This is a genomic window from Massilia phyllostachyos (assembly GCF_021044825.1).
Lineage (GTDB): Bacteria > Pseudomonadota > Gammaproteobacteria > Burkholderiales > Burkholderiaceae_D > Telluria > Telluria phyllostachyos.
The window spans coordinates 283736-305784 of record NZ_JAJNOC010000003.1 but is presented as its reverse complement, the minus strand read 5'-3'; the positions used below and the strand labels follow the sequence as shown (position 1 = coordinate 305784).

Annotated in this window: 22 protein-coding genes; 8 read left to right on the top strand and 14 right to left on the bottom strand. The window is 64.6% G+C overall.

Going from position 1 to position 22049, the window contains the following annotated elements:
• Positions 1-77: 77 nt before the first annotated feature.
• From LQ564_RS12325 to LQ564_RS12290, 8 genes are all read right to left on the bottom strand, one after another.
• Positions 78-461 (bottom strand): RNA-binding S4 domain-containing protein, encoded by a 384-nt coding sequence (locus LQ564_RS12325; RefSeq protein ID WP_231058387.1) that lies wholly within the window; start codon positions 459-461, stop codon positions 78-80.
• A 14-nt stretch (positions 462-475) separates the two neighbouring features.
• Complete coding sequence (clsB, locus tag LQ564_RS12320) at positions 476-1636, bottom strand: cardiolipin synthase ClsB (protein ID WP_231058386.1); 1161 nt, start codon at positions 1634-1636, stop codon at positions 476-478.
• Between the two features lie 5 nt (positions 1637-1641).
• Positions 1642-2451 carry an endonuclease/exonuclease/phosphatase family protein gene (locus LQ564_RS12315; protein ID WP_231058385.1) on the bottom strand — a complete coding sequence of 270 codons (810 nt, stop codon included), beginning with the start codon at positions 2449-2451 and terminating at the stop codon, positions 1642-1644.
• A 98-nt stretch (positions 2452-2549) separates the two neighbouring features.
• Positions 2550-2753, bottom strand: a complete 204-nt coding sequence (locus tag LQ564_RS12310) for a hypothetical protein (protein ID WP_231058384.1) — start codon at positions 2751-2753, stop codon at positions 2550-2552.
• Positions 2754-3131: 378 nt separating this feature from the next.
• A complete protein-coding gene (nudB, locus tag LQ564_RS12305; protein ID WP_231058383.1) occupies positions 3132-3587 on the bottom strand; it encodes a dihydroneopterin triphosphate diphosphatase in 456 nt (151 codons plus the stop codon).
• A gap of 128 nt (positions 3588-3715) precedes the next feature.
• Positions 3716-5518: an aspartate--tRNA ligase gene (aspS, locus tag LQ564_RS12300; protein ID WP_231058382.1), complete on the bottom strand. Its 1803-nt coding sequence runs from the start codon at positions 5516-5518 to the stop codon at positions 3716-3718.
• A 61-nt stretch (positions 5519-5579) separates the two neighbouring features.
• Positions 5580-6167, bottom strand: coding sequence for a DUF502 domain-containing protein (locus LQ564_RS12295; RefSeq protein ID WP_231058381.1), 588 nt, complete (start codon positions 6165-6167; stop codon positions 5580-5582).
• A 59-nt stretch (positions 6168-6226) separates the two neighbouring features.
• Positions 6227-6568 (bottom strand): FmdB family zinc ribbon protein, encoded by a 342-nt coding sequence (locus tag LQ564_RS12290; RefSeq protein WP_231058380.1) that lies wholly within the window; start codon positions 6566-6568, stop codon positions 6227-6229.
• 411 nt (positions 6569-6979) lie between these two features.
• Here LQ564_RS12290 and LQ564_RS12285 point away from each other — a divergent pair, with 411 nt between their 5' ends.
• The gene (locus LQ564_RS12285; protein WP_231058379.1) at positions 6980-7945 is read left to right on the top strand and encodes an IS1595 family transposase; all 966 of its coding nucleotides are present in this window, start codon (positions 6980-6982) and stop codon (positions 7943-7945) included.
• 24 nt (positions 7946-7969) lie between these two features.
• Here the strand turns inward: LQ564_RS12285 and LQ564_RS12280 are convergent, their stop codons facing one another.
• The 5 genes from LQ564_RS12280 to ubiE form a co-directional block, all read right to left on the bottom strand.
• Positions 7970-8566, bottom strand: coding sequence for a methyltransferase domain-containing protein (locus LQ564_RS12280; protein ID WP_231058378.1), 597 nt, complete (start codon positions 8564-8566; stop codon positions 7970-7972).
• A complete protein-coding gene (ubiB, locus tag LQ564_RS12275) occupies positions 8559-10145 on the bottom strand; it encodes a ubiquinone biosynthesis regulatory protein kinase UbiB (RefSeq protein WP_231058377.1) in 1587 nt (528 codons plus the stop codon). The genes LQ564_RS12280 and ubiB overlap by 8 nt, the downstream gene beginning before the upstream one ends.
• Positions 10145-10783, bottom strand: coding sequence for a ubiquinone biosynthesis accessory factor UbiJ (locus LQ564_RS12270; protein WP_231058376.1), 639 nt, complete (start codon positions 10781-10783; stop codon positions 10145-10147). Before LQ564_RS12270 ends, ubiB begins: the two co-directional genes overlap by 1 nt.
• A 113-nt stretch (positions 10784-10896) precedes the next feature.
• On the bottom strand, positions 10897-11871 hold the full coding sequence (locus LQ564_RS12265; RefSeq protein WP_231058375.1) for a Tim44 domain-containing protein: 975 nt from the start codon (positions 11869-11871) through the stop codon (positions 10897-10899).
• Positions 11872-11889: 18 nt separating this feature from the next.
• A complete protein-coding gene (gene ubiE, locus LQ564_RS12260; RefSeq protein ID WP_231058374.1) occupies positions 11890-12624 on the bottom strand; it encodes a bifunctional demethylmenaquinone methyltransferase/2-methoxy-6-polyprenyl-1,4-benzoquinol methylase UbiE in 735 nt (244 codons plus the stop codon).
• A gap of 373 nt (positions 12625-12997) precedes the next feature.
• Between ubiE and LQ564_RS12255 the strand changes: the two genes are divergently transcribed.
• The 7 genes from LQ564_RS12255 to LQ564_RS12225 all read left to right on the top strand — a co-directional run bounded on the left by LQ564_RS12255 (position 12998) and on the right by LQ564_RS12225 (position 20750).
• Entirely contained in the window at positions 12998-14329 is a 1332-nt protein-coding gene (locus tag LQ564_RS12255; protein WP_231058373.1) for a sigma-54 dependent transcriptional regulator, read from the top strand.
• Between the two features lie 367 nt (positions 14330-14696).
• Positions 14697-17102 (top strand): hypothetical protein, encoded by a 2406-nt coding sequence (locus LQ564_RS12250; protein WP_231058372.1) that lies wholly within the window; start codon positions 14697-14699, stop codon positions 17100-17102.
• Between the two features lie 64 nt (positions 17103-17166).
• Positions 17167-17553, top strand: coding sequence for a hypothetical protein (locus LQ564_RS12245; RefSeq protein ID WP_231058371.1), 387 nt, complete (start codon positions 17167-17169; stop codon positions 17551-17553).
• A gap of 13 nt (positions 17554-17566) precedes the next feature.
• Positions 17567-18247, top strand: coding sequence for a C39 family peptidase (locus LQ564_RS12240; RefSeq protein WP_231058370.1), 681 nt, complete (start codon positions 17567-17569; stop codon positions 18245-18247).
• Positions 18248-18258: 11 nt separating this feature from the next.
• Positions 18259-18762 (top strand): hypothetical protein, encoded by a 504-nt coding sequence (locus LQ564_RS12235; protein ID WP_231058369.1) that lies wholly within the window; start codon positions 18259-18261, stop codon positions 18760-18762.
• Positions 18763-18798: 36 nt separating this feature from the next.
• Positions 18799-20331 carry a hypothetical protein gene (locus LQ564_RS12230; RefSeq protein ID WP_231058368.1) on the top strand — a complete coding sequence of 511 codons (1533 nt, stop codon included), beginning with the start codon at positions 18799-18801 and terminating at the stop codon, positions 20329-20331.
• A 212-nt stretch (positions 20332-20543) separates the two neighbouring features.
• Positions 20544-20750, top strand: coding sequence for a cold-shock protein (locus LQ564_RS12225; RefSeq protein WP_231058367.1), 207 nt, complete (start codon positions 20544-20546; stop codon positions 20748-20750).
• A 446-nt stretch (positions 20751-21196) separates the two neighbouring features.
• On the opposite strand, the gene LQ564_RS12220 is transcribed toward LQ564_RS12225, so the two are convergent.
• A complete protein-coding gene (locus tag LQ564_RS12220) occupies positions 21197-22024 on the bottom strand; it encodes an oxidoreductase (protein ID WP_231058366.1) in 828 nt (275 codons plus the stop codon).
• Positions 22025-22049 lie beyond the last annotated feature (25 nt).

Genomic DNA, 22049 nt, shown 5'->3' with positions numbered 1-22049 from the left:
GCACGGCGGCACACTCAACGCCTTGCATCCGGTTATCTTTGCCAAATTCACATCTATTTCTGGTCGAGTACTTAGCTCTACTCGTCGACGACGCGGCTGATCGCCCGGCGGTCGCGCTTGGTCGGCCGGCCCTTGATGTCCAGGCTCGGTTCCGGGAACAAGCGGCGCGCCGTCTTGTCGTTCTCGCGCTTGGCGATGCTTTCGTCGGTTTCGAAGTACAGCGTGCGCGCCACCGGTGCCGGTCCGCGCGCATCGGACAGCGCGGCGACGATCACTTCCCAGCGGTCGGAACCGTTATCGATGAGAAGCTTGTCGTTCACCTTCACATTGCGCGCAGGTTTGACGGGTTCGCCATCGATGCGCACCCGGCCGCGGTCGATCGCGTCGGTGGCCAGCGAGCGGGTCTTGAAGAAGCGCGCTGCCCAGAGCCATTTGTCGAGTCGTACATTGTTGTCTTGCATACTTCCTTCTTTCATTACGCATAGCCGATCGCAAAGATCCGCATGACCAGTTTATACAGCATATAGGCGGCGCCATAACTCGCGCGGCGCAGCCAGCCGATGTGGGCGAATTCCTCCGCGCGCACCGGCACGCCGTCCGCGATCCCGCGTTCGATGTGGGCGCGCATGGTGGCGGCGAAGCGCTCGTCCAGCACCACCACATTGGCTTCCTGGTTCAGGAACAGCGACAGGCCATCGCAATTGCTCGAGCCCACTGTCGCCCAGTCGTCGTCGACCACCGCGACCTTGGCGTGCAGCTGGGTCTTGCGATACTCGACGACGTTGATGCCTTCGGCCAGCAGCTTGGGATAGAAGGAATGCGCCACCGCATCCTGTATCTGGAACTCCCCCACCCCGATTAAAAGGGTCACTTGCACGCCGCGCCGCGCGGCATGGGCCAGGGCCTTGCGAAACTTGCGGCCGGGGGCGAAGTATGGGGTGGCCAGCAGCACGCTGTGCTTGGCGCGGCCCAGGGCCTGCAGGTAGGCGCGCTGGATGGTGGAACGGTTGCGCAGGTTGTCGCGCACCACGAAGGCGGCGCGCGCCGGGAATTCGCAGGTCTGGCGCGGTTCCTTGCGCATTTCCTTGAACAGCTCGATGCGCTGGCGCAGCTTGAGGCGGCCGGCGCGCAGCCATTGGCCCTGGGCTTCGTCGTGGATGTGGTCGACCAGGGGGCCGGCTACCCTCACCGTGAAATCCCAGCGCGGCGCGGCCAGGCGCTGGTGTTCGGCGTGGTCGCACAGCCAGTCGTCGTTGACGTTGATGCCGCCGACGAAGGCGACTTCGCGGTCGATCACCGCGATCTTGCGGTGCGAGCGGGCGATGCCGCGCTTGCACCAGGGGTTGAACACGCGGTAGTGCACGCCGCCCTCGGCGAAGATGGCGCCCAGGCGCTGCGACGGTCCGTGCTCGGTGCCGATCCAGTCGACCAGCACCCGCACCTTGACGCCGCGCTGCGCCGCGCGGACCAGGGCGTCGCGCACCGTTTCGCCGGTCGGGTCTTCGGCGAAGATATAGGTCTCGAACAGGACGTCGTGCTCGGCGGCGTCGAGCGCCGCAATCAGGGCCGGGAAGTAGGCGGTGCCGCTTTCCAGCAGGGTGACATCGTTGTTGTCTACGAAAGTGACGTGGCGCATGGGCGCTACGACAGCTGCAGTTCCGCCACGATGGGTGCGTGGTCGGACAGCTTGGCCCACAGGGCGCCGTGCATCACTTGCGCGTTGTCGACCTTGAAGCCGCGCACGTAGATGCGGTCGAGGCGGAACCAGGGCAGCATCGCCGGGAAGGTGCGTGCCGGCGCCAGGCGCGGCTGGCGGCCGGCCCAGCTGCGCACCATGTCACCCATGGCCGACTTTGGTCCCAGCTCGTCGAATACCTCGACCACGCCGAGCGCATTGCGCAGGCGGTCGCTCAGGGTGTTGCGCCAATCGTTGAAGTCGCCTGCGATGACCACCGGCTCGCCGTTGGACGAGGCGTTCACGGCTTCGATCAGGGCTGCAGTCTGGCGTCCGCGGCTGCCTTCAAACAGGCCCAGGTGCACCACGTAGCAGTGAACCTTGCCGGCCGGCGTCTCGAGCACGCAATGCAGGATGCCGCGCTGCTCGTAAGCATGGTCGGAGACGTCGTGGTTATGGGAATTCTCGATGGGGAAACAGCTCAGCAGCGCATTGCCATGGTGGCCATGGTCGTAGACCGCGTTCATGCCGTAAGCGCTGTGGTGCTGCTCACCCTTGAAGTAATCGTACTGCGCCGTTTCGGGCCAGTGCCGGTGACCGCGGTCTTCCATGCCGTACTTGGCCTGGAAGCGGTCATGCCGGCCCTGCACTTCCTGCAGGAACACGACATCGGCGTGGAATTCGGCGATTGCTTTCTTCAGGGCGATCACCCGGGGCGTGCTGCGCAGCGACGAGACGCCCTTGTGAATGTTGTAGGTAGCCACACGAATTTTCATGGGAACATTCTAACCGCATCGGGCGGTTGTCCTCGTGGAACGAGGCCCAATTGTGCGCTGCCGGGTGATCTGGGGGTGCGGGCCCTGCCCGCGGTGGATCAGCTGAAAGCGTGTGCCTGGCTGTTAATGGCTTCGTGGCCACTGACCATCATGCGACGCGGGCGTTGCGCGGCGCGGGTGACTTCATCGTTCGAGCCCATTGGTCCGGACAGGCGCAGCCCGTTCGACAGGTCGACGTGGAGGCAGCCATTGCCAAAGCTGATTTCCCTGACCATATCGTCGAACTTCAGGTGTTGGTCCATGTGTCGTTCTCCCAGATGTCTAGTTTAGATTTTCGTCGCGAAACAACTGCCAGCGACTCATTCGAAGATATTCGGAAACAGTTCCGTATGTCAAACGATGAATCTATCGTGCAGATAGGAAATTGTCTAATAACATTTGGTTACAAATTGTGACATTTTGGCTTGTCACAGTTCAACTTCCATAGGGAAAACGCGTTTTAAGGTCGTCAAATTTCCGCACAACGTACGGCGTCGCACGGAAATACATGGTCAAAACGTCTATTCCGCTGGGTGGAAAAATATTTTTCCTGTTGCGCCTTATAGACAAGGATATTTCTATTTAGAATCAGTTACTTACAGTAAATTATCAAAGAGAGTTTACGGGTGGAAATTTTCTGCTCAGCCGTTCGAGAAGAGACGAGGCAGTTGCAGGATCGCTTCCGCGTTCGAGGACGAGAAGCAGCGGTCCGCAGCCTCGAGATACGGTAGCCAGGCATGCCGCACGTGCTCGCGCGGGCTCAGAACAATCGGGACCTCGCGCGGCACGCAGACGGAGAAAATATGCTCGGTGTTATGCGTGACGCCTGGGGCGTAGCGGTGGCGCCAGACCGGGTAGATTTCGTAGACGTTGGACAGTTGCCAGTCGTGCAGGCGGATGTGTTCGCCGTCGGCCACGATGCCGGTTTCCTCAAACAGTTCGCGGGCGGCGGTGAGGGGCAAGGGTTCGTCGAGGGCATCGAGGGAGCCGGTGACGGATTGCCAGAAGCCGGGGCGATCGGCGCGTTCGATCAGCAGGACCTCCAGGTCGGCGGTGTGGATGACGACCAGGACCGATTCGGGGATTTTATGGGGCATGGGGCCAGATGAACAAACGCGGGCAGGACCGGTGTTTCGGTCATGCCCGCGTGAGTTGAACGCGCGGTCGGCGAAGCCGACCACCCTACGGACGGCGGCCGTTTCCGGCCGCGTGTCCATCAAGCCGTTCAGGCGACTTTCGGCTCGTTGCGCAGGCGGATGTGCAGTTCCTTGAGTTGCTTCTCGTCGACTTCCGACGGCGCATTGGTCAGCAGATCTTGTGCACGCTGGGTTTTCGGGAAGGCGATCACGTCGCGAATCGACTCGGAGCCGGTCATCAGGGTGATCAGGCGGTCCAGGCCGAAGGCCAGGCCACCGTGCGGCGGCGCGCCGTACTGCAGGGCGTCGAGCAGGAAGCCGAACTTCAGCTGCGCTTCCTCGGCATCGATCTTCAGGGCGCGGAACACCTTGCTCTGGACTTCTTCGCGGTGAATACGGATCGAGCCGCCGCCCAGTTCCCAGCCGTTCAGGACCATGTCATAGGCCTTGGCGACACAGGCGCCCGGGTTGGTCTCGAGCATGTCCTCGTGGCCATCCTTCGGTGCGGTGAACGGGTGGTGGGTGGCGTTCCAGCGGTCGCCGTCTTCGTCGTACTCGAACATCGGGAAGTCGATGACCCACAGCGGCGCCCAGCGGTCGTCGAACAGGCCGGCCTTCTTGCCGAATTCCGAGTGGCCGATCTTCACGCGCAGCGCGCCGATGGCGTCGTTGACGACCTTGGCTTTATCCGCGCCGAAGAAGATCAGGTCGCCGTCTTCGGCCTTGGTCAGTTCCAGGATCTGAGCCAGGACTTCGTCCGAGATGTTCTTGACGATCGGCGACTGCAGGCCGTCACGGCCCTTGGCCTTCTCGTTGACCTTGATGTAGGCCAGGCCCTTGGCGCCGTAGATGGCGACGAACTGGGTGTAGGCGTCGATTTCCGAACGCGGCATCGACGCGCCCTGCGGCACGCGCATGCCGACCACGCGGCCACCGGCCATGTTCGCGGCGGAATTGAACACCTTGAACTCGACCGACTTCATCAGCTCGGTCAGTTCGGTGAATTCCAGCTTGACGCGCATGTCCGGCTTGTCCGAACCATAGGAGCCCATGGCGGTGGCGAAGTCCATCACCGGGAACGGATTCGGCAGGTCGATGCCGGCCGCGTTCTTGAAGACGACGCGCATCATGTCTTCGAACAGGTCACGGATTTCCTGCTCGGTCAGGAACGAGGTTTCGCAGTCGATCTGGGTGAATTCCGGCTGGCGGTCGGCGCGCAGGTCTTCGTCGCGGAAGCACTTGGTGATCTGGTAGTAGCGGTCGAAGTTGGCGACCATGAGAAGCTGCTTGAACAGCTGCGGCGACTGCGGCAGCGCGAAGAAGTTGCCCGGGTTGACGCGCGACGGGACGAGATAGTCGCGGGCGCCTTCCGGGGTCGACTTGGTCAGCATCGGGGTCTCGATGTCGATGAAGCCCAGGTTGTCGAGGTATTTGCGCACTTCCATCGACACCTTGTAGCGCAGGCGCAGGTTGTGCTGCATCTGGTTGCGGCGCAGGTCGAGCACGCGGTGGGTCAGGCGGGTGGTTTCCGACAGGTTGTCGTCGTCCAGCTGGAACGGCACCGGCACCGAGGCGTTCAGCACTTCCAGTTGCGTGGTGTTGATCTCGATCTTGCCCGATTTCAGGTTGGCGTTGGCGGTGCCTTCCAGGCGGTTCACCACTAGGCCGGTGACGCGCAGGCAGTACTCGTTGCGCACGTGCTCGGCGGCCTTGAACACCTCGGCGTTGTCCGGGTGGCAGACCACCTGCACCAGGCCTTCGCGGTCGCGCAGGTCGATGAAGATCACGCCGCCGTGGTCGCGGCGACGGTGCACCCAGCCGCACAGGCTGACGGTTTGGCCCAGCAGTTCCTCGGTGACGAGGCCGCAGTAGTTGGTACGCATGGAGGACATAGTTTTCGTTCCAGGTTGGTTGGTTCGTTTGAGGCCGAGGGCCAATTCTTATTGCGTTATTTTATTCCGGTGCGACGACGCCCATCGAGACGATGTGCTTGAGGGCCGCGTCGACCGACATGTTCAGTTCCACGACCTTGCTGCGTTCCATCATCAGGAAGAAGCCCGAGGTCGGATTCGGGGTGGTCGGCACGTACACGCTCACGTAGTCGCCCACCAGGTGATTCTTGACGTCCCCGCCCGGGACGCCGGTCAGGAATGCGATGGTATAGGAATCCGCATGCGGATACGGGATCAGCACCGGCGTGCGGAACGCGTTGCCCGAGGACGAGAACAGCGTGTCCGAGACCTGCTTGACGCTGCCGTACAGCGAGCTGACCACCGGGATGCGCTTCATGATCCGGTCGCCCAGGCGCACGATGTAGCCGCCGATCAGGTTATTGGTCAGCAGGCCGGTCAGGAAGACGATGGCGATCGTCAGGACCGCGCCGAAGCCCGGGATGTCCATGCCGAACAGCGAGCGCGGCTGCCAGGCTTCCGGCACGAACAGCAGCGACCCGTCGAGTGTCGTGATGATGATGCTCAGCACCCAGGCGGTGATCGCCAGGGGCACCAGCACCAGCAAGCCGGTCAGGAAATATTTGCGCATCGTGTTCTCTTGTTCTTGTTCAGGCTGCGGCTTTGCGGGCCGCGGCAGGTCGTGCTGGATTACGTACTGCTCTTGTCGCCGCCGGTCGGCGCCGGAGCGGCCGCAGGCGCGGCGGCGGCCGGGGCGGCAGCCGTGCTGCTGCCGGCGTCGCCCGATGCTGCGTGCGTGGCGCTACCGCTGCCGTTGCTGCCGGCGCTCGTACCCGTGGCTGGCGGCGTACCGCCGCGGAAGTCCGTCACGTACCAGCCGGTGCCCTTGAGCTGGAAGCCGGCGGCCGTCACTTGCTTTTTGAAGGCATCCTTGCCACAGGAGGGGCAGACCGTCAGGACCGGGTCAGAAATTTTTTGCAGTACATCTTTGGTAAAACCGCATTCATCGCAGCGGTAAGCGTAAATCGGCATCTGATACTCCGCAAAAATCTTCAAAACCCTGAATTATAAAGCTTTTGCATCCATCCTTGCCTGTTTTGCCCGCAGCGGGGCGATGGAGGGACACACAGGATACGGCTGAGGTGTTGTTTTTAATCATCGACAACGCGTGTTTCATTTGCGCAAGCACAGTGCCGGGTGATTAAATAGCATCTTTCCTTCGAACATGATGACAGTAGAGAAAGCGCTGCTGTCCAAGGTTAAGAAGAAACAGAAGATTTTGCGCGGTCAATCCGCCGCTGGTCCGTAGAAGAAAACTGCTTTTCCCGAGCCCGCCTTGTGCGGGCTTTTTCTTTGGCGCTGTCACCGTTGACTGTTGAGTCGACTGAACTGTCGGACTGAGCTACTGTCTGATTGCTATCTCGAGCGTGAGCGGAGGGGGCAATGCAGGCGGCGGGGTTCAAGCGGTGGCTGGGACGGGTGGCGGAACTCGCGCCTCAGCAGCGCGAGCAATTGCTCGCCATCTTGCAATCGGCGCGCGGGCACGACCAGGTCTGCGCCGCCATCGACGCGGCGCGGCCCGCGCCATGTTGCCCCGCCTGCGGCGAGCGCCATGTCCACCGTCATGGCCGCGATCGTGGCATCCAGCGCTACCGCTGCTGCGCCTGCCGGCGCACCTTCAATGCCTTGACCGGCACGCCGCTGGCCGGCCTGCGCCGCCGCGACAAATGGCTCGACTATCTCAAAAGCATGCTCGACAGCCGCACGGTGCGCGCCGCTGCCGACCTGGTCGGCATTCACCGCAACACCAGCATGCGCTGGCGCCACCGCTTTCTGCAGCAAGCGAAACATGACCGCCCCGAGTCGCTGGCCGGCATTACCGAGGCCGACGAGATGTTCTTGCTCGAATCGCAAAAGGGCTCGCGCGCGCTGCAGCGCCCGGCCCGCAAGCGCGGCGGAACAGCCAGCCGCCGCGGCATCAGCCACGAGCACGTCTGCATCCTGGTCGCGCGCGACCGCACCGGCGGCACCATCGATTGCGTCACCGGACGCGGCAAGGTCACGGTCGCCCAGCTGCAGCGTCACCTGCTGCCCGTACTCGACCGCGACGTGCTGCTGGTGACCGACGCGCATCCGGCCTACCGGACTTTTGCGTCGCAGGCCGGCATCTCGCATGCGTACGTGAATGTCAGCGCAGGCGAGCACGTGCGTGGCGCCGTTCACGTGCAGAACGTCAACGCTTATCACCGCCGCTTTCGCCAATGGCTGGCGCGGTTCAATGGTGTGGCGTCACGTTATCTGCCGAACTATCTCGGCTGGCAATGGGCGCTCGACGGCGGACGGATCGGCACCGCCGAACGGCTGCGGCGCCTGGCGCTGGGCATATTCGGGCCAGGCAATCCACACTGAACGGTGACAGCGCCTTTTCTTTGGTCACAACCGCCGGAACACCATCCAACGTTCCTTGCCGGCAAAAATGGGAATCGAATCGTCGACCGACATATCTTCGACGCAAACGAAATACGGCGCCATCAAACGCTCGAGCTCGGCGCGTTCGATGCCGAACGGCGGCCCCTTCACCGTCCGGTCGACATAGAAGAACCCGGCTACACACCCGCCCGGCGCCAGCAGCTCGGCCCAGCGCGCCACGACCTGTGGCCGCAGCGCCGGCGGCAAGGCGCACAGGAAAGCGCACTCGTAGATGAGTTCGACAGGACGCGCCGGCTGCCACGCAAAGAAATCCGCCTCGACAATGTGCTCTGCCCATTGCCCCGCCAGCGCCCTGCCCCGCGCCACCGCTTCCGGCGCGAAGTCGATCGCCGTGGCATCCCAGCAGGCCTCGCACAGGTACACCAGCTCGTAGGCACTGCCGCAACCGGGAATCAGGGCCACGAGCGGCCGCGACTGGCGCGCCACGAAATCGCGCAGCGCCCGCGGCACCCCGCCCCGGTCCCAGGGCGTGAAGGCTTTGCTAAAACGCTCGTCCCAGAAGGCCGGATCGCGCGGGTCGCGATGGCTGAAATCAGCCACCGTAGAAATACCACCCCACCACCGCCATCCCCAGCGCCCCCGTGGTCAGTCCCAGGAAGGTCATCAGGCCCAGCAGGCGGTTGGTGCGGCGTTGTTCGGCCAGCACCATGGCCAGCAGGTCGGCATTGCCGAGACGCTGGCCGTTGTGCATGTCGACGCCGGAATGCGCGTGGCGCTCGAGCGTCTGGTGCAGCAGGCGCGGCAGTTGCGGGAAGATGTGGGCGTAGCGCGGCGCCTCGGCGCGCAGGCGCTCGACCATGCCGCGCCAGCCGACCTGCTCGCCCATCCAGCGCTCCAGGTAGGGTTTCGCCGTCTTCCACAGATCGAGATCCGGGTCGAGCTGGCGGCCCAGCCCCTCGATATTGAGCAGGGTCTTCTGCAGCAGCACCAGCTGCGGCTGGACCTCGACATTGAAGCGGCGCGAAGTCTGGAACAGGCGCAGCAGGATCTGGCCGAAGGAAATGTCTTTCAAGGGACGGTCGAAGATCGGCTCGCAGCAGGCACGCACCGCCGACTCCAGTTCGTCGACGCGGGTATCGCGCGGCGCCCAGCCCGATTCGATGTGGGCTTCGGCCACGCGCTTGTAGTCGCGCCGGAAGAAGGCCAGGAAATTCTGCGACAGGTAATCCTTGTCGAAATCGTTCAGGGTGCCAACGATGCCGAAGTCGAGCGCGATGTAGCGGCCGAAGGTTTCCTTCTCGACCGAGACCAGGATGTTCCCCGGGTGCATGTCGGCGTGGAAGAAGCCATCCCGGAACACTTGCGTGAAGAAGATCTCGACGCCATCGCTCGACAGTTTTTTCAGGTCCACGCCCTCGGCCGCCAGGCGGTCGATCTGCGACACCGGGATGCCGCGCATGCGTTCCATCACGATCACGCTGCTGGAGCAATAGTCCCAGTACATCTCCGGCACCATCAAGAGCGTCGACTCGGCGAAGTTGCGGCGCAGCTGGCTGGCGTTGGCCGCCTCGCGCATCAGGTCGAGCTCGTCGTGCAGGTACTTGTCGAACTCGCCGACCACTTCGCGCGGCTTCAGGCGGCGGCTCTCGGCCCACACCTTTTCGATCAGGGCGGCGGCCAGGTCCATCAGCGCCAGGTCTTCGTCGATGGTTTTCTTCATGCCCGGACGCAGCACCTTGACGGCGACTTCCTTGCCGTTCTTCAGGGTTGCGAAGTGGACTTGCGCGATCGACGCCGAGGCCACCGGGGTCCGCTCGAAGCTGGCGAATAATTGATCAGGGTGGGCGCCGAGCGCTTCGGTGATCTGGGCGATGGCCAGGTCGGAATCGAAGGGCGGCACCCGGTCCTGCAGCAGCGACAGCTCGTCCGCGATATCGGGCGGCATCAGGTCGCGCCGGGTCGACAGCACCTGGCCGAACTTGATGAAGATCGGGCCGAGTTCCTCGAGCGCCTGGCGCAGGCGGATGGCGCGTGGCGAAGTGATGCGGCGCCAGAAGAACACGGTGTTCATGAAACGCGCGGTGCGCGGGGCGTGCAGGCTGGTGACGGCGATTTCGTCGAGACCGTACTTGGTGGCGACGGTGAGAATCTTCAGCAGGCGCAGGAATTTCAGGATCATCAGTTATCCGGGGTCAGGATCACGGTGGCGGCAGGGGCGCTCTGCGCGAGGCGCTGCTCAAGCTTGGCGATGCGCTTGGACGCGCGCTCGACGTCGTCGCGCAGGCGCACCACGTCGGCGGCGAAGCCCTGCACTTGCGCCGGACGCACCAGTACGGGCTGTTCCTCGAGTAGGAACTCGGCGACATTTTCCGCCAGCCGGCGGCCACCGTTCAGCACGCCGCCGGCAAGCGAGCGGCCACCTTCGGCGATGCGGCGCGCACCGAGCGGGCCAACCACGCGCTCCAGGTCGTGCTCGGCGTCCCAGCGCAAATCCTTCGACAGGGCCGAGATCGCGTTGGCGAACTCGGCATCGCCTTCTATCTTCACATAGGACATGGCCCGCTCGCGATTGGCGGCGATCAGCGGCAGGTCGGTCAGCTTCATGCGGATGGTCACATTTGCCGGGCCTTGACCGCTGCCGGCTTCCAGCATGCCGTCGCGCGCCACGCGCAGGCGCAGCTGCAAGTGGCCGGTGTCGATGCAGGCTTCCTTGCCGGCATGGCGCTTGAGGGCGTCGCGCGCCCAGGCTTCCTGGGCCAGCAAGTGGTTGATGGTGGCGACGGCGGGCGTGGCCAAGAGGGCCTTACTCGAGAACATAGTTTGCGGTCAGGTGAACGAAAAAAAACCGCCCGGTGGTGAGTCGGGCGGTTGATCTTACCAGTTTGCCGGGCAGGAGCCCGGCGGCACAGGACATTATCAGAAAATAATTGTCAGGCGACTTGCTGAATGCCCGCCAATACCCACCCGCCCGGTCCCGACAGCGGCTTCGACATATTCCACACCTCGACGAAGGGTTCCGCCGGCGCGTTCGGCGCGCTGCGGATCATGCCGTTGAACTGCACGCTGGCCAGGTAGTCGGTGGCGGTGGTCTCGATGCCCAGCAGCTGGCCGTCGATGCTGACCACGTCGGTAAAGTCGGCGTTGGCGCCGCGTTCCTGGATCTGCAGCTTGAGCTCGGCATACACTTCCGGCGAGGTGAACTCGCGCAGGTCGTTGGTATCGCCGCGGTCCCAGGCCGCCTGCATGCGGATGAAGGAGGCTTTCGCGTGGCGCAGGAAGGCTTCCTGGTCGAAGTCGCCCGGCACGCCCCACTGGGTATGCGCCGGCGCGCTCTCAGGCTTGCCGAGCGACACGCCGCCGGTCGATCCCTGGAAGGCCGCCGGCTGGCGCAGGCCGGAACCGATCTCGGGCGTGGCGACGCCGCCGGCGGAAGCACCCGCCGGCACCGGATTGGCGTAGTTGTTGCCGAAGGCCGGATTGGCCGGCGTGTCCTTGCGGCGGAACATGCGCACCACGAACAGCACGGCCAGCGCCAAGAGGCCGATCATGAGGATGGTCGAGATCACGCTGGCGAGCGCGCCGCCGATGCCGAAGTGCGACAGCAGCGCGCCCAGGCCGAGGCCGAGCAGCGCGCCGCCCAGGATGCCCTTCCACATGCCGGAGCGCTGGGTACTGCGCGCGGCAGCGGCGGCTCCGGCCGCCCCGGCAGCCGGCACGGCGGCAGGCGCGGGTGCGCGCTGCGGCTGCATGCCGGGTTGCGGCGCGGGTGCCGGCGCCTGCATCTGGCGCACCGGCTGCGACTGGCGGCCGATCGAGCGCTTGCCGCCCATCGGGCGCGCGGTCGCTTCCGCAATCATCGATACGGCGGTGAGCGCCAGTACCAGGGTTGCCACGAATTTTTTCATCACGATTCCTTTGCGGTCTTACATCTTGATGCCGGTGTGCAGCGCCGCCACGCCGCCGGTCAGGTTGTAGTACTGGACCCGCTCCAGGCCGGCGTCGAGCATCATGCCCTTCAGGGTGTCCTGGTCCGGGTGCATGCGGATCGACTCGGCCAGGTAGCGGTAGCTTTCCGCATCGCCGGCGATCTTTTGCCCCAGCCACGGCAGCACCGAGAACGAGTACAGGTCGTAGGGCTTCTGCAGCGGCGCGATCACCTTCGAGAATTCCAGCACCAGCAGCTTGCCGCCGGGTTTCAGGACGCGGCGCATTTCCGCCAGCGCCTGGTCCTTGTGCGTCATGTTGCGCAGGCCGAAGGCGACGCTGACGCGGTCGAAATAATTGTCCGGGAACGGCAGCTTCTCGGCGTCGCACAGCATAGTTGGGGTCACGAGACCCTTGTTCAAGAGTCTATCCCGCCCCACGCGCAGCATCGACTCGTTGATGTCGGTGAGCCAGACCTCGCCGGTGCGGCCGGCCTGCTTCGCGAAGGCCTTGGCCAGGTCGCCGGTGCCGCCGGCGATGTCGAGCACCTTGAAGCCGGGACGCACGCCGGCCTGGGCGATGGTGAACATCTTCCAGGCGCGGTGCAGGCCGGCCGACATCAGGTCGTTCATGACGTCGTACTTGGAGGCGACCGAATGAAAGACCTTGGCGACTTCCTGGACCTTCTGGTCCTCGGCGACGGTTTTATAACCGAAGTGGGTGGTATTGGTCATATATGCAAGCGGTTGAGGGTTGCCACATTATACAGGCGACGCCGCGACGCCTCGCCTGTCACGGCACGCCCCTGGTCTGCATTGACAAATTTGACGAGTGAAAATATGTGAGATTTGCGCCATGTTTGCAGGCCATGGCGCGCCGCGCCGGTGCAGAAGTGCGTTAAGGGATTGATTCCCTACAGAATTTTATTGGTGCAGATTACCAACTCAACAATTCGTGTGCGCCGAATCAAGCCGGATTCTGTTTAAATAGCGACAAGCTGTGGGACAAATCCGGCAGATATGACCGGCCGTTTCGCTGACAGAGCTGCGGTCCTTTGGCCGACAGCATCACCCTGTATTACCGTAAGAATAAAGAACAACGAGGTTAATGGTGTCGGTCAAGCGACTCTTATGCATCACGAATGAGGGAAATTCAGGCGTTCGTGCGGCCTGCGGCGACTTGCGGGGCTGGGATGTTTGCACGGTAGACAGTATCCATGCGGCCCGCAAGGTGCTGGCGCAGCAGCACTATGCGGTCGGGCTCCTGCTCGACGCTGGCGGCAGCCTGGAGCAGGACGACACCGAGCGCTTCCTGCAGCAGCACCATCATGTGCGCTGGATCGGCGTGTTCAATGCCGACCTGCTGCACCGCCCCCAGCTGCGCCAGGCGATTGCCACCCACCTGTTCGATTTCCACACGCGTCCGGTCGACACCGTGCGCCTGCACCACTCGCTCGGCCACGCCCACGGCATGGCGATGCTGGCGCGAACCACCCCGCCGCACCTGCGCAGCGCGCGCCACATCGACGGCGAGTCGGCGGCGATCCGGCGCCTGCGCGCCCACATCGACAAGATCGCCGCGGTCGACGCGCCGGTGCTGATCGGCGGCGAGAGCGGCAGCGGCAAGGAACTGGCGGCGCAGGAAATCCATGCGCAGTCGCCGCGCGCCCGCGGCCCCTTCATCGCCATCAATTGCGGCGCGATCCCACCGGGCCTGATCCACTCCGAACTGTTCGGCTACGAGCGCGGCGCCTTCACCGGCGCCGGCAAGGACAAGGCCGGCCTGATCGAGGCCGCGTCCGGCGGCAGCATCTTCCTGGACGAGATCGGCGACCTGCCGCTCGACCTGCAGGCCAGCCTGCTGCGCTTCCTGCAGGAACGCACGATCTATCGCGTCGGCGGCACCCGCACGGTGGCGGTCGATGCGCGCGTGATCGCCGCCACCCACGTCGACCTGCCGAAGGCGGTGGCCGAGGGACGTTTCCGCGAAGACTTGTATTACCGCCTCAGCGTGTTCCCGATCCGCGTGCCGCCCCTGCGCGAGCGCAAGGACGACCTGCCGATGCTCACCGAGATCATCTTCAACAAGTATGCGGACGAAAAAAGCCCGCAACTGAAGGGCATCAGCAAGCAGGCGCTGCGCGCGATGGCCCAGCACGACTGGCCGGGCAATATCCGCGAACTGATCAACCGCATGCGGCGCGCCATGGTGCTGGCAGAACACCGCCTGATCATGCCGGAAGACCTGGAGCTGGCGCCGAAGGACGACGCCATCATCCTGCGCGACGGCCTGGACAATTCGCGCGGCAGCGCCGAACGCACCGCCATCTGGAACAGCCTGGCCAAGTGCGGCAACAACATCAGCCAGGCCGCGCGCGATCTCGGCGTCTCGCGCATGACCCTGTACCGCCTGATGGCCAAGCACTCGATCGCACCGTAACCCGGCTTTTACCCGGGCGCGTTCATGCGCCCGCGGCGTTTTCCCCCCTCTCCTTTTCCTACGTCTTCGTTGCAAGCATCCCGGCCTGAAAACCGGGACATGCCCGCGTGCGTGTTACAGCTTGATACAGTCTGGTGACAATCGGGTGACAACTGTCACAGCGGTGTGACACCTTTTTTCAAAGTTATTGAACTGCCTCATCAAGATAGTCCTACAAACTTTCTTTCTATAAAAACACCCCATGTAATCAATGACTTACAAACCGAAATGAAGCTGGCACGCTAAATGCTAGTAGAGGGATGGACCGGTTGTCATTTCGACACCGGGCATATCAATTTATTGAGTGACACATAGGGGAGCAACACACATGAAGCGCACTATCCTGGCGATCGCGATCGCATCGGCATTCGGTCTGGCACACGCACAAGACGGCAATACCACCGTGGACCGCGTCCGTGGCGACAATACCCAAACCACCAGCATCGACCGTTCGAACAACAGCACCAACTCGACGGACAACACCAACAACAGCCAGCGTACCAACACCACGACCAACACGTCGACCAACACGTCGACCAACACCGACAACAGCGATCGTTCGGACAACAGCCAGCGCACCAATACCACGACCAACACCGACAACAGCGACCGTTCGACCACCACCACGAACACCGACAGCAGCGACCGTTCGGACAACAGCCAGCGCACTACCACCAACACCACGACCAACAACACCGACGCGTCGGACAACAGCGACCGTTCGAACAACAGCGACAACTCGAACAACAGCACCACCAACAACAACAACTCGCGCGATTCGTCGGGCCAGAACCGCAGCTCGGGCAACTCGGCCGCTTCGGCTGCCGCTTCGGCCGCTGCCAACAACGGCGGCGACGCAACCTCGAACATGTCGAACTCGTTCAACACCTCGAGCGCCAACGCGACCAGCAGCCTGACCGGCAACGTGTCCGGCAACAACATCAACAACATCGGTAACGTCGCCGCCAACAGCGGCAACGCCAACGGCAGCGGCGGCGTCGGTGCGGCAGGTGGCTCGGCCACCGGCGGCTCGGCCAGCGGCGCTGCAGGCGCAGCCGGCGGTGCGGCTTCGGGCGCCAGCGGCGCAGCTGGCGGCGCAGGCGCCGACGGCGTGAGCGGCTCGGCTTCGAGCGGCGCAGCCTCGATCGGCAACGCAGCCGGCGGCGCAGGCGGCGCAGGCGGCAACACCGGCAACGCCGACACCGGCGCCGGCGGTTCGGGCGCAGCCGGCGGCTTCGGCGGCGCAGGCGCAGCTGGCGGCATGGGCGGCAACGGCGCGGCAGGCGGCGCGGGCGGCATGGGCGCAGGCGGCAACGCCGGCGGCGCAGGCGCAGCCGGCGGCATGGGCGGCGCAGGCGGCTCCTCGACCGCCACCGGCGGCATGGGCGGCTCGTCGAGCTCCACCGGCGGCCTGGGCGGCGCATCGGATGCCACCGGCGGCGCAGGCGGCGCAGGCGCGGCTGGCGGTTCGGCCACCGGCGGCCTGGGCGGCGCGGCAACCGGCGGCGCCGGCGGCGCAACCGGCGCTCTGGACGGCGGCAACGGCGGCTCGGCAGGTTCGACCACCTCGGGTGCGGGCGGCATGGGCGGCGGTTCGGGCGCAACCGGCGGCGCAGGCGCTGCTGGCGGCCTGGGCGGTGCAGGCGGCGCAGCTGGTGCAACCGGCGCGGCTACCGGCTCGACCCAATCCTCGTCCGACGTCGCCACCGGCGGCGCGGCCATGAACGGCGATAACACCGCATCCTCGGGCGCCGGCGGCACCCCGGGCACGACCGATGCAGGCAGCGGCGCAGGCACCAGCGGCGGCGCAGGCTCGACCGGCGGCGCGATCTCGGCAGGCACCGGCACCACCGGCGGTTCGGCCAACACCGGCGGTGACGCCATGTCCGGCGCCGGCGGCACCGGCGGTGCAGGCGCAGCAGGCGGCGCAGGCGGTTCGGGCGCCGAAGGTTCGGCAACCGGCGGCGCAGGTGCAGCTGGCGGCGCGGCTACCGGCAGCATGGGCGGCGCAGGCGCAGCCCTGAGCGGCACCGGCGGCGCAGGCGCCTCGGGCACCGGCGGTGCGGGTGCTTCGGGCACCGGCGGCGTCGGCGGCATGGGCGGCGCGGGCGCAGCCGGCTCGGCAACCGGCGGCGAAGGCGGCGCAGGTTCCTCGACCGGCGGTGCAGGTGCTGAAGGTTCGGCAACCGCAGGCGCAGGCGCAGCAGGCGGCGAAGGCGGCGTCGGCGGTGCAGGCGGTTCGGGCGGCGACGGCGGCGCAGGCGCAGCTGGCGGCGCAGGTGCAGCAGGCGGCACCGGCGGTTCGGGCGCAGCGGGCGGCATGGGCGGCAACGGCGCTGCCAGCGGTTCCTCGTCGAACACCAGCGGTTCGGGCGCGGCAGGCGGCACCGCCACCAACGGCGATTCGGCCAGCGGCTCGGGCACCTCGGGCGCGGCAACCGGCGGTAACGGCGGCGAAGGCGGCGCAGGCGGCTCCTCGACCGGCGGCAACGGCGGCATGGGCGGCTCGAACACCGTCGGCGACGCGACTGCCGGCAACGGCGGCATGGGCGCAGGCGGCAACGGCGGCACCCAGAACGTGACCACCGGCGCCTTCGACATGTCGAACGCGATGAGCAACGTCGCTTCGGGCGCAGCCGGCATCTCGGTGATCAGCCAGAACAACGGCTTCTCCTCCCTGATCCAGCAGAGCGTCAACGTTCAGTCGAACATGAACGTCGGCAGCGGCCAGTAATCACGGCCAGGACCGCAGCGTGGCGCATGCCGCGCTGCGGTTTTTCTGAACAAGGGGAGAATTCATGAAACCTGTGAACCGATTCATGCTGGCGGCGCTGGTCGCGCTCCCGCTCGCGGCCCAGGCCGCGGAACCGGCGAAGCTGCCCGTCAGGATCAGCTTCCTGTCCGAGGTGAATGTGGCTCCGGCGGCGCGCGACCTCACCAGCGGCTGGGACGCAAGCGACAGCGAGCGCCTGGAACGCACCACCGGCAAGGACGACACGATGCATGCGGAGTCCGTACTCGGTGGCACGGTGGGCAACAACACGGCGGTCAACACGGTGAGCGGCAACAACGTCATCGACAGCGGTTCCTTCGCCAACGCGTCGGGCCTGCCGGTGGTGATCCAGAACAGCGGCTCGAACGTGCTGATCCAGAGCGCCACCACCATCAACCTGCGTCTGCAATAGGCTCGCCCTCTACATGAACACGTATTTCGCCATCGGCGCCGCCCTGTGCGGCATGTTGCTGGCACCCCGGTGCCCGGCCTCGACGATCGATTTCGCGGTCGGGCAGCGGGCCAATGTCCCAGTTACCAGCCTCAAGGAAATCAAGTTCCGCAGCACCACCCGGCAGCAGTTCGACTTCAGCTGCGGCTCGGCCGCCGTCGCGACCCTGCTGACCTACCATTTCGATACCCCGGTGACGGAAAAGGCGGTCTTCGACCAGATGTACGCCAACGGCGACAAGGCGAAGATCCACAAGCAGGGCTTCTCCATGCTGGACATGAAGAATTTCCTGGCCTCGAAGGGCTTCATCGGCGACGGCTTCCAGCAGCCGCTCGACAAGCTGCTCGAAGCGAAACTCCCGGCCATCGTCCTGATCACCGACCGCGGCTACAACCACTTCGTCGTCATCAAGGGCGCCGAGGACGGCCGCATCCTGCTGGGCGACCCGTCGGCAGGCACGCGCTCGGTCACGCGCGAGCGCTTCATGGAGCTGTGGACCAACCGGCTCCTGTTCGTCGTCTACAAATTCCCCGGCAAGGTGGCCTTCAACGTCTCCGAGCAATGGCGCGCCGCACCGCGCGCGCCGCTGGGGTCCGGCATCAACCAGGAACAGTACAGCCAGAGCCTGCCGAAATTCGGGCCTGGCGACTTTTGAGAGGATTCACCATGCAATGGCTCACACACGCATGCCGCGCCCTGGTGGCCACGCTGCTCGCGGGGGCCTGCAGCGCCGCCGTGGCGGAAGATGCCCCGAATGGCTGGACCGCGGTCGACGCGGATACCCTGGATGAGGCCCGCGGCGGCTTCGAGACGCCGGGCGGCCTGAATCTGTCGCTGGGAATCGAGCGTGTGGTCTCGATCAATGGCGAAATCATGTCGCGCACCAATGTCGCGATCTCCGACCTGAATTCCATCTCCGCCGACCAGCTGGCGCAAGCGCGTGACGCCCTCGGTGCGGCGCGCCTGATCCAGATCGGCGGCAACAACGTGATCGCGCCCGACCTCGGCCTGGCCAACGGCGCCACCCTGGTCCAGAACACCCTGAACGACCAGACCATCCAGACCTACACCACGATCACCTCCACCGTGAACAGCATGGCGCTGATCAAGGATATTAATTTTAACGGAACCGTCCGCGATGCAATCGTGCGCTCGGCAGGAAGCATGTAGTATTGCATTATTATTAATTTCCTGACGGAGATTCCGATGCACAAACCCCTCGCGGGCCTCAAGGCCGCCGGGCTGGCGGCCATGCTGCTGGCGCCGGTCGCCCATGCGCAGCAGACGCCCGCCGTTGACACCGAGCGCAGCCAGGAACTGGCCACCCTGAAGGCCGAGCTGGCCGCCCAGCGCGAGCTGGTCGACAAGCTGATGCGCGAACTGCAGGCGCAGCGCGCCAAGATCGAGCGCATCGAGGACCGCCGCGACGACGCCATGCCGGCCCTGGCCGACACCATCGCCCTGCCGCCGCGCCTCGACGATGCCCTGCTCGACCAGCAGCGCGGCACCGGTGGGCAGAACAGCGGTGCGCCAAGCAATGTGGCGCAGAACAACCCGCAGCCGAATAATGGCCAGCAGCCTGGCCAGCAGAACCAGCAGAACCAGCAAAACAAGACCCAGGCCAAGGTGGCGCAGAACGGGCAGCCCGCGCCGCCCACCAATCCGCCGCCGTCGACGCCGAAGCCGATCAACGGCCCCGCCCCGGGCCAGGCCGCGGCGCGCGGCGCCGCCCAGGCCCAGGCCCAGAACGGCACCCCGACCCGCACCGAGCGCGACCAGCGTCCGCCCGAAGTCGCTCCGCTGTTCGAGGCCCCGGGCGTGCTGACGCCGCGCGGCAAGTACATCCTCGAACCCTCGCTGCAGTTCGGCTACTCGTCGAGCAACCGCGTGGCCCTGGTCGGCTACACCGTGATCCCGGCGCTGCTGATCGGCCTGGTCGACGTGCGCGAAGTCAAGCGCAACACCTTCACTGGCTCGATCGCCGCCCGCACCGGCATCAACAACCGCATGGAAGTCGAGCTGCGGGTGCCCTATGTGTACCGTTCGGACGCCACCGTCAGCCGCGAAATCTTCACCGGCACCGCCGCCGAGCGCGTGTTCAGCACCAGCGGCAAGAGCCTGGGCGATGTCGAACTCGCGACCCGCTACCAGCTCAACAACGGCGGCGCGGACAAGCCGTATTACATCGCCGGCCTGCGCTATAAATCGACCACCGGCAAGGATCCGTTCGAAGTCGTGACCGACTGCCAGACCCGCTGCATCGGCGAAAACGTGACGGGCACCGGCCTGCCGCTGTCGCTGCCGACCGGCTCGGGCTTCCATTCGCTGCAGGGCAGCCTGACCTGGCTGTTCCCCTCGGACCCGGCGGTCTTCTTCGGCAACATCAGCTACCTGCACAACTTCAAGCGCGACAACGTCACCCGCCTGGTGCGCGACGGCGTGCGCGAACCGCTGGGCCAGCTGGAACCGGGCGCCATCATCGGCTTCAACTTCGGCATGGGCCTGGCGCTGAACGAGAAGGCGTCGCTGAGCCTGGGCTACGACCACAGCACGGTGGGCCGCATGAAGCAGGATGGCCGCACGGTGCCGGGCTCGGTGCGCACCCAGCTCGGGACCCTGCTGCTCGGCTACTCCTACCGCTTCAACGAAAAGCGCTCGATGAGCGTGGCGGTGGGCGCCGGCGTCACCCGCGACACCCCGGACGTGTCGCTGACGGTGCGCATGCCCTTCAGCTTCTGATTGTTTATTCGATTGCAGGACACCCGGATCGTAGAGAGAGACATGCGATCCGGATGAAAAGTTGACGGTGCGCACGATTGAAAAATTCTTGTCACCGATCCAACAAATTGTCTCTATAATCAGTTTCGCAATGTTGAGCGCACCATCGGTCCTGAACCCCTGGGTACGCGAACAGGGCTATAACATAGATAAACTAAATTGAGGGAATTACCATGGCGACTGGCACTGTAAAATGGTTCAACGATGCTAAAGGTTTCGGCTTCATCACCCCGGACGGCGGTGGCGAAGACGTCTTTGCGCACTTCTCGGCCATCAATGCCCAAGGCTTCAAATCGCTGGCCGAAAACCAGCGCGTGAGCTTCGAGATCACTGCCGGCCCGAAAGGCAAGCAAGCATCGAACATCCAGGCATCCGCCTGAAGCCAGACTGCCCGCTCGCGGGCAGGTCGACAGGGCACGTCATCGACGTGCCCTTTGTGTTTTTTCCGCCGCATTTTGATGCCAACCTTGCAGGACGGTCAGGATTAATGGGGTCAGAGTCAAATTGTTTGCCAATTGATTCAGCACCCTGCTGCTCAAGCATCAAAACGTCGCCTCCGAACATTGCTGGAGGCCTTTTGGCGATCAATTTGACTCCGACCCTCATTACCGACCCTCATTATGCTATGCGCTCCTGACGGCCCGCATAAACAGGGTAAGCGTCGAATTACTGAGTACGGTCTGCTGATCAGTTGGGCGAAGTAAAGATCAACAGTACGAAGCACCTTGCAGGTAGGATGTTGGCGAATAATGTCACTCTGTCCCCATCCAGGTCGGGCTCAAGGCGCCGTATAGCTTCCCGCCTGGTCTCCGGGCCGATGACAGGATCAGGCATCGGTGGAGCGGGTCACCGCCTCCCACGCATCGATTTGCTCCAGGCGCTGCGCAAGCGCGGCGCGTACGAGGGCCAGCGCATCGCTGCCGAGCAGCAGATGCGCCGGTGGCGCGGGACTGTCGACCAGGTGCAGGATGGCCTGGGCCGCCTTGACCGGATCGCCCGCCTGTTTGCCGCTTTTTTCGATCCGCGCCTGCCGCACCGGATCGAAGCTGGCGTCGTAGTCGGCGATACGGCGCGGAGCACGCACCATCGAACGCCCTGCCCAATCGGTACGAAAAGATCCCGGTGCGACAGCTGTTACGAAGATGCCGAACGGCGCCAGTTCCTTGCTGAGCGTATCGGAGATGCCTTCGAGCGCGAATTTGCTGCCGCAGTAATAGGCGATGCCAGGCATGGTAATGGTGCCGCCCATCGACGTCATGTTGATGATGTGACCGCGCCGGCGTTGTCGCATCCCGGGCAATACCGCCTTGATCATCGCCACTGCCCCGAACACGTTCACGTCGAACTGTCTGCGCATGTCCTCGAGCGGCGACTCTTCCAGCACGCCCTCATGACCGTAGCCGGCATTGTTGACGAGCACGTCAATGGCCCCGATGTTGCGTTCGACGTGCATCACGACACGCGCGACAGCGTCGCTATCGCTCACATCCAGCAGTGCCGCATGCGCATGGCCGGGACGACGTGCTGCGAATGCCTGCGCCTGCTCGGGAGCGCGTACCGTGCCAACCACCCGATGACCCGCTTCGAGCGCCGCGCTTGCCAGTGCGCAGCCAAAGCCGCTGCTGACTCCGGTAATCAAGATCAGTTTCTTCATATAGCCTCGTTTCATGGAAGGAGAC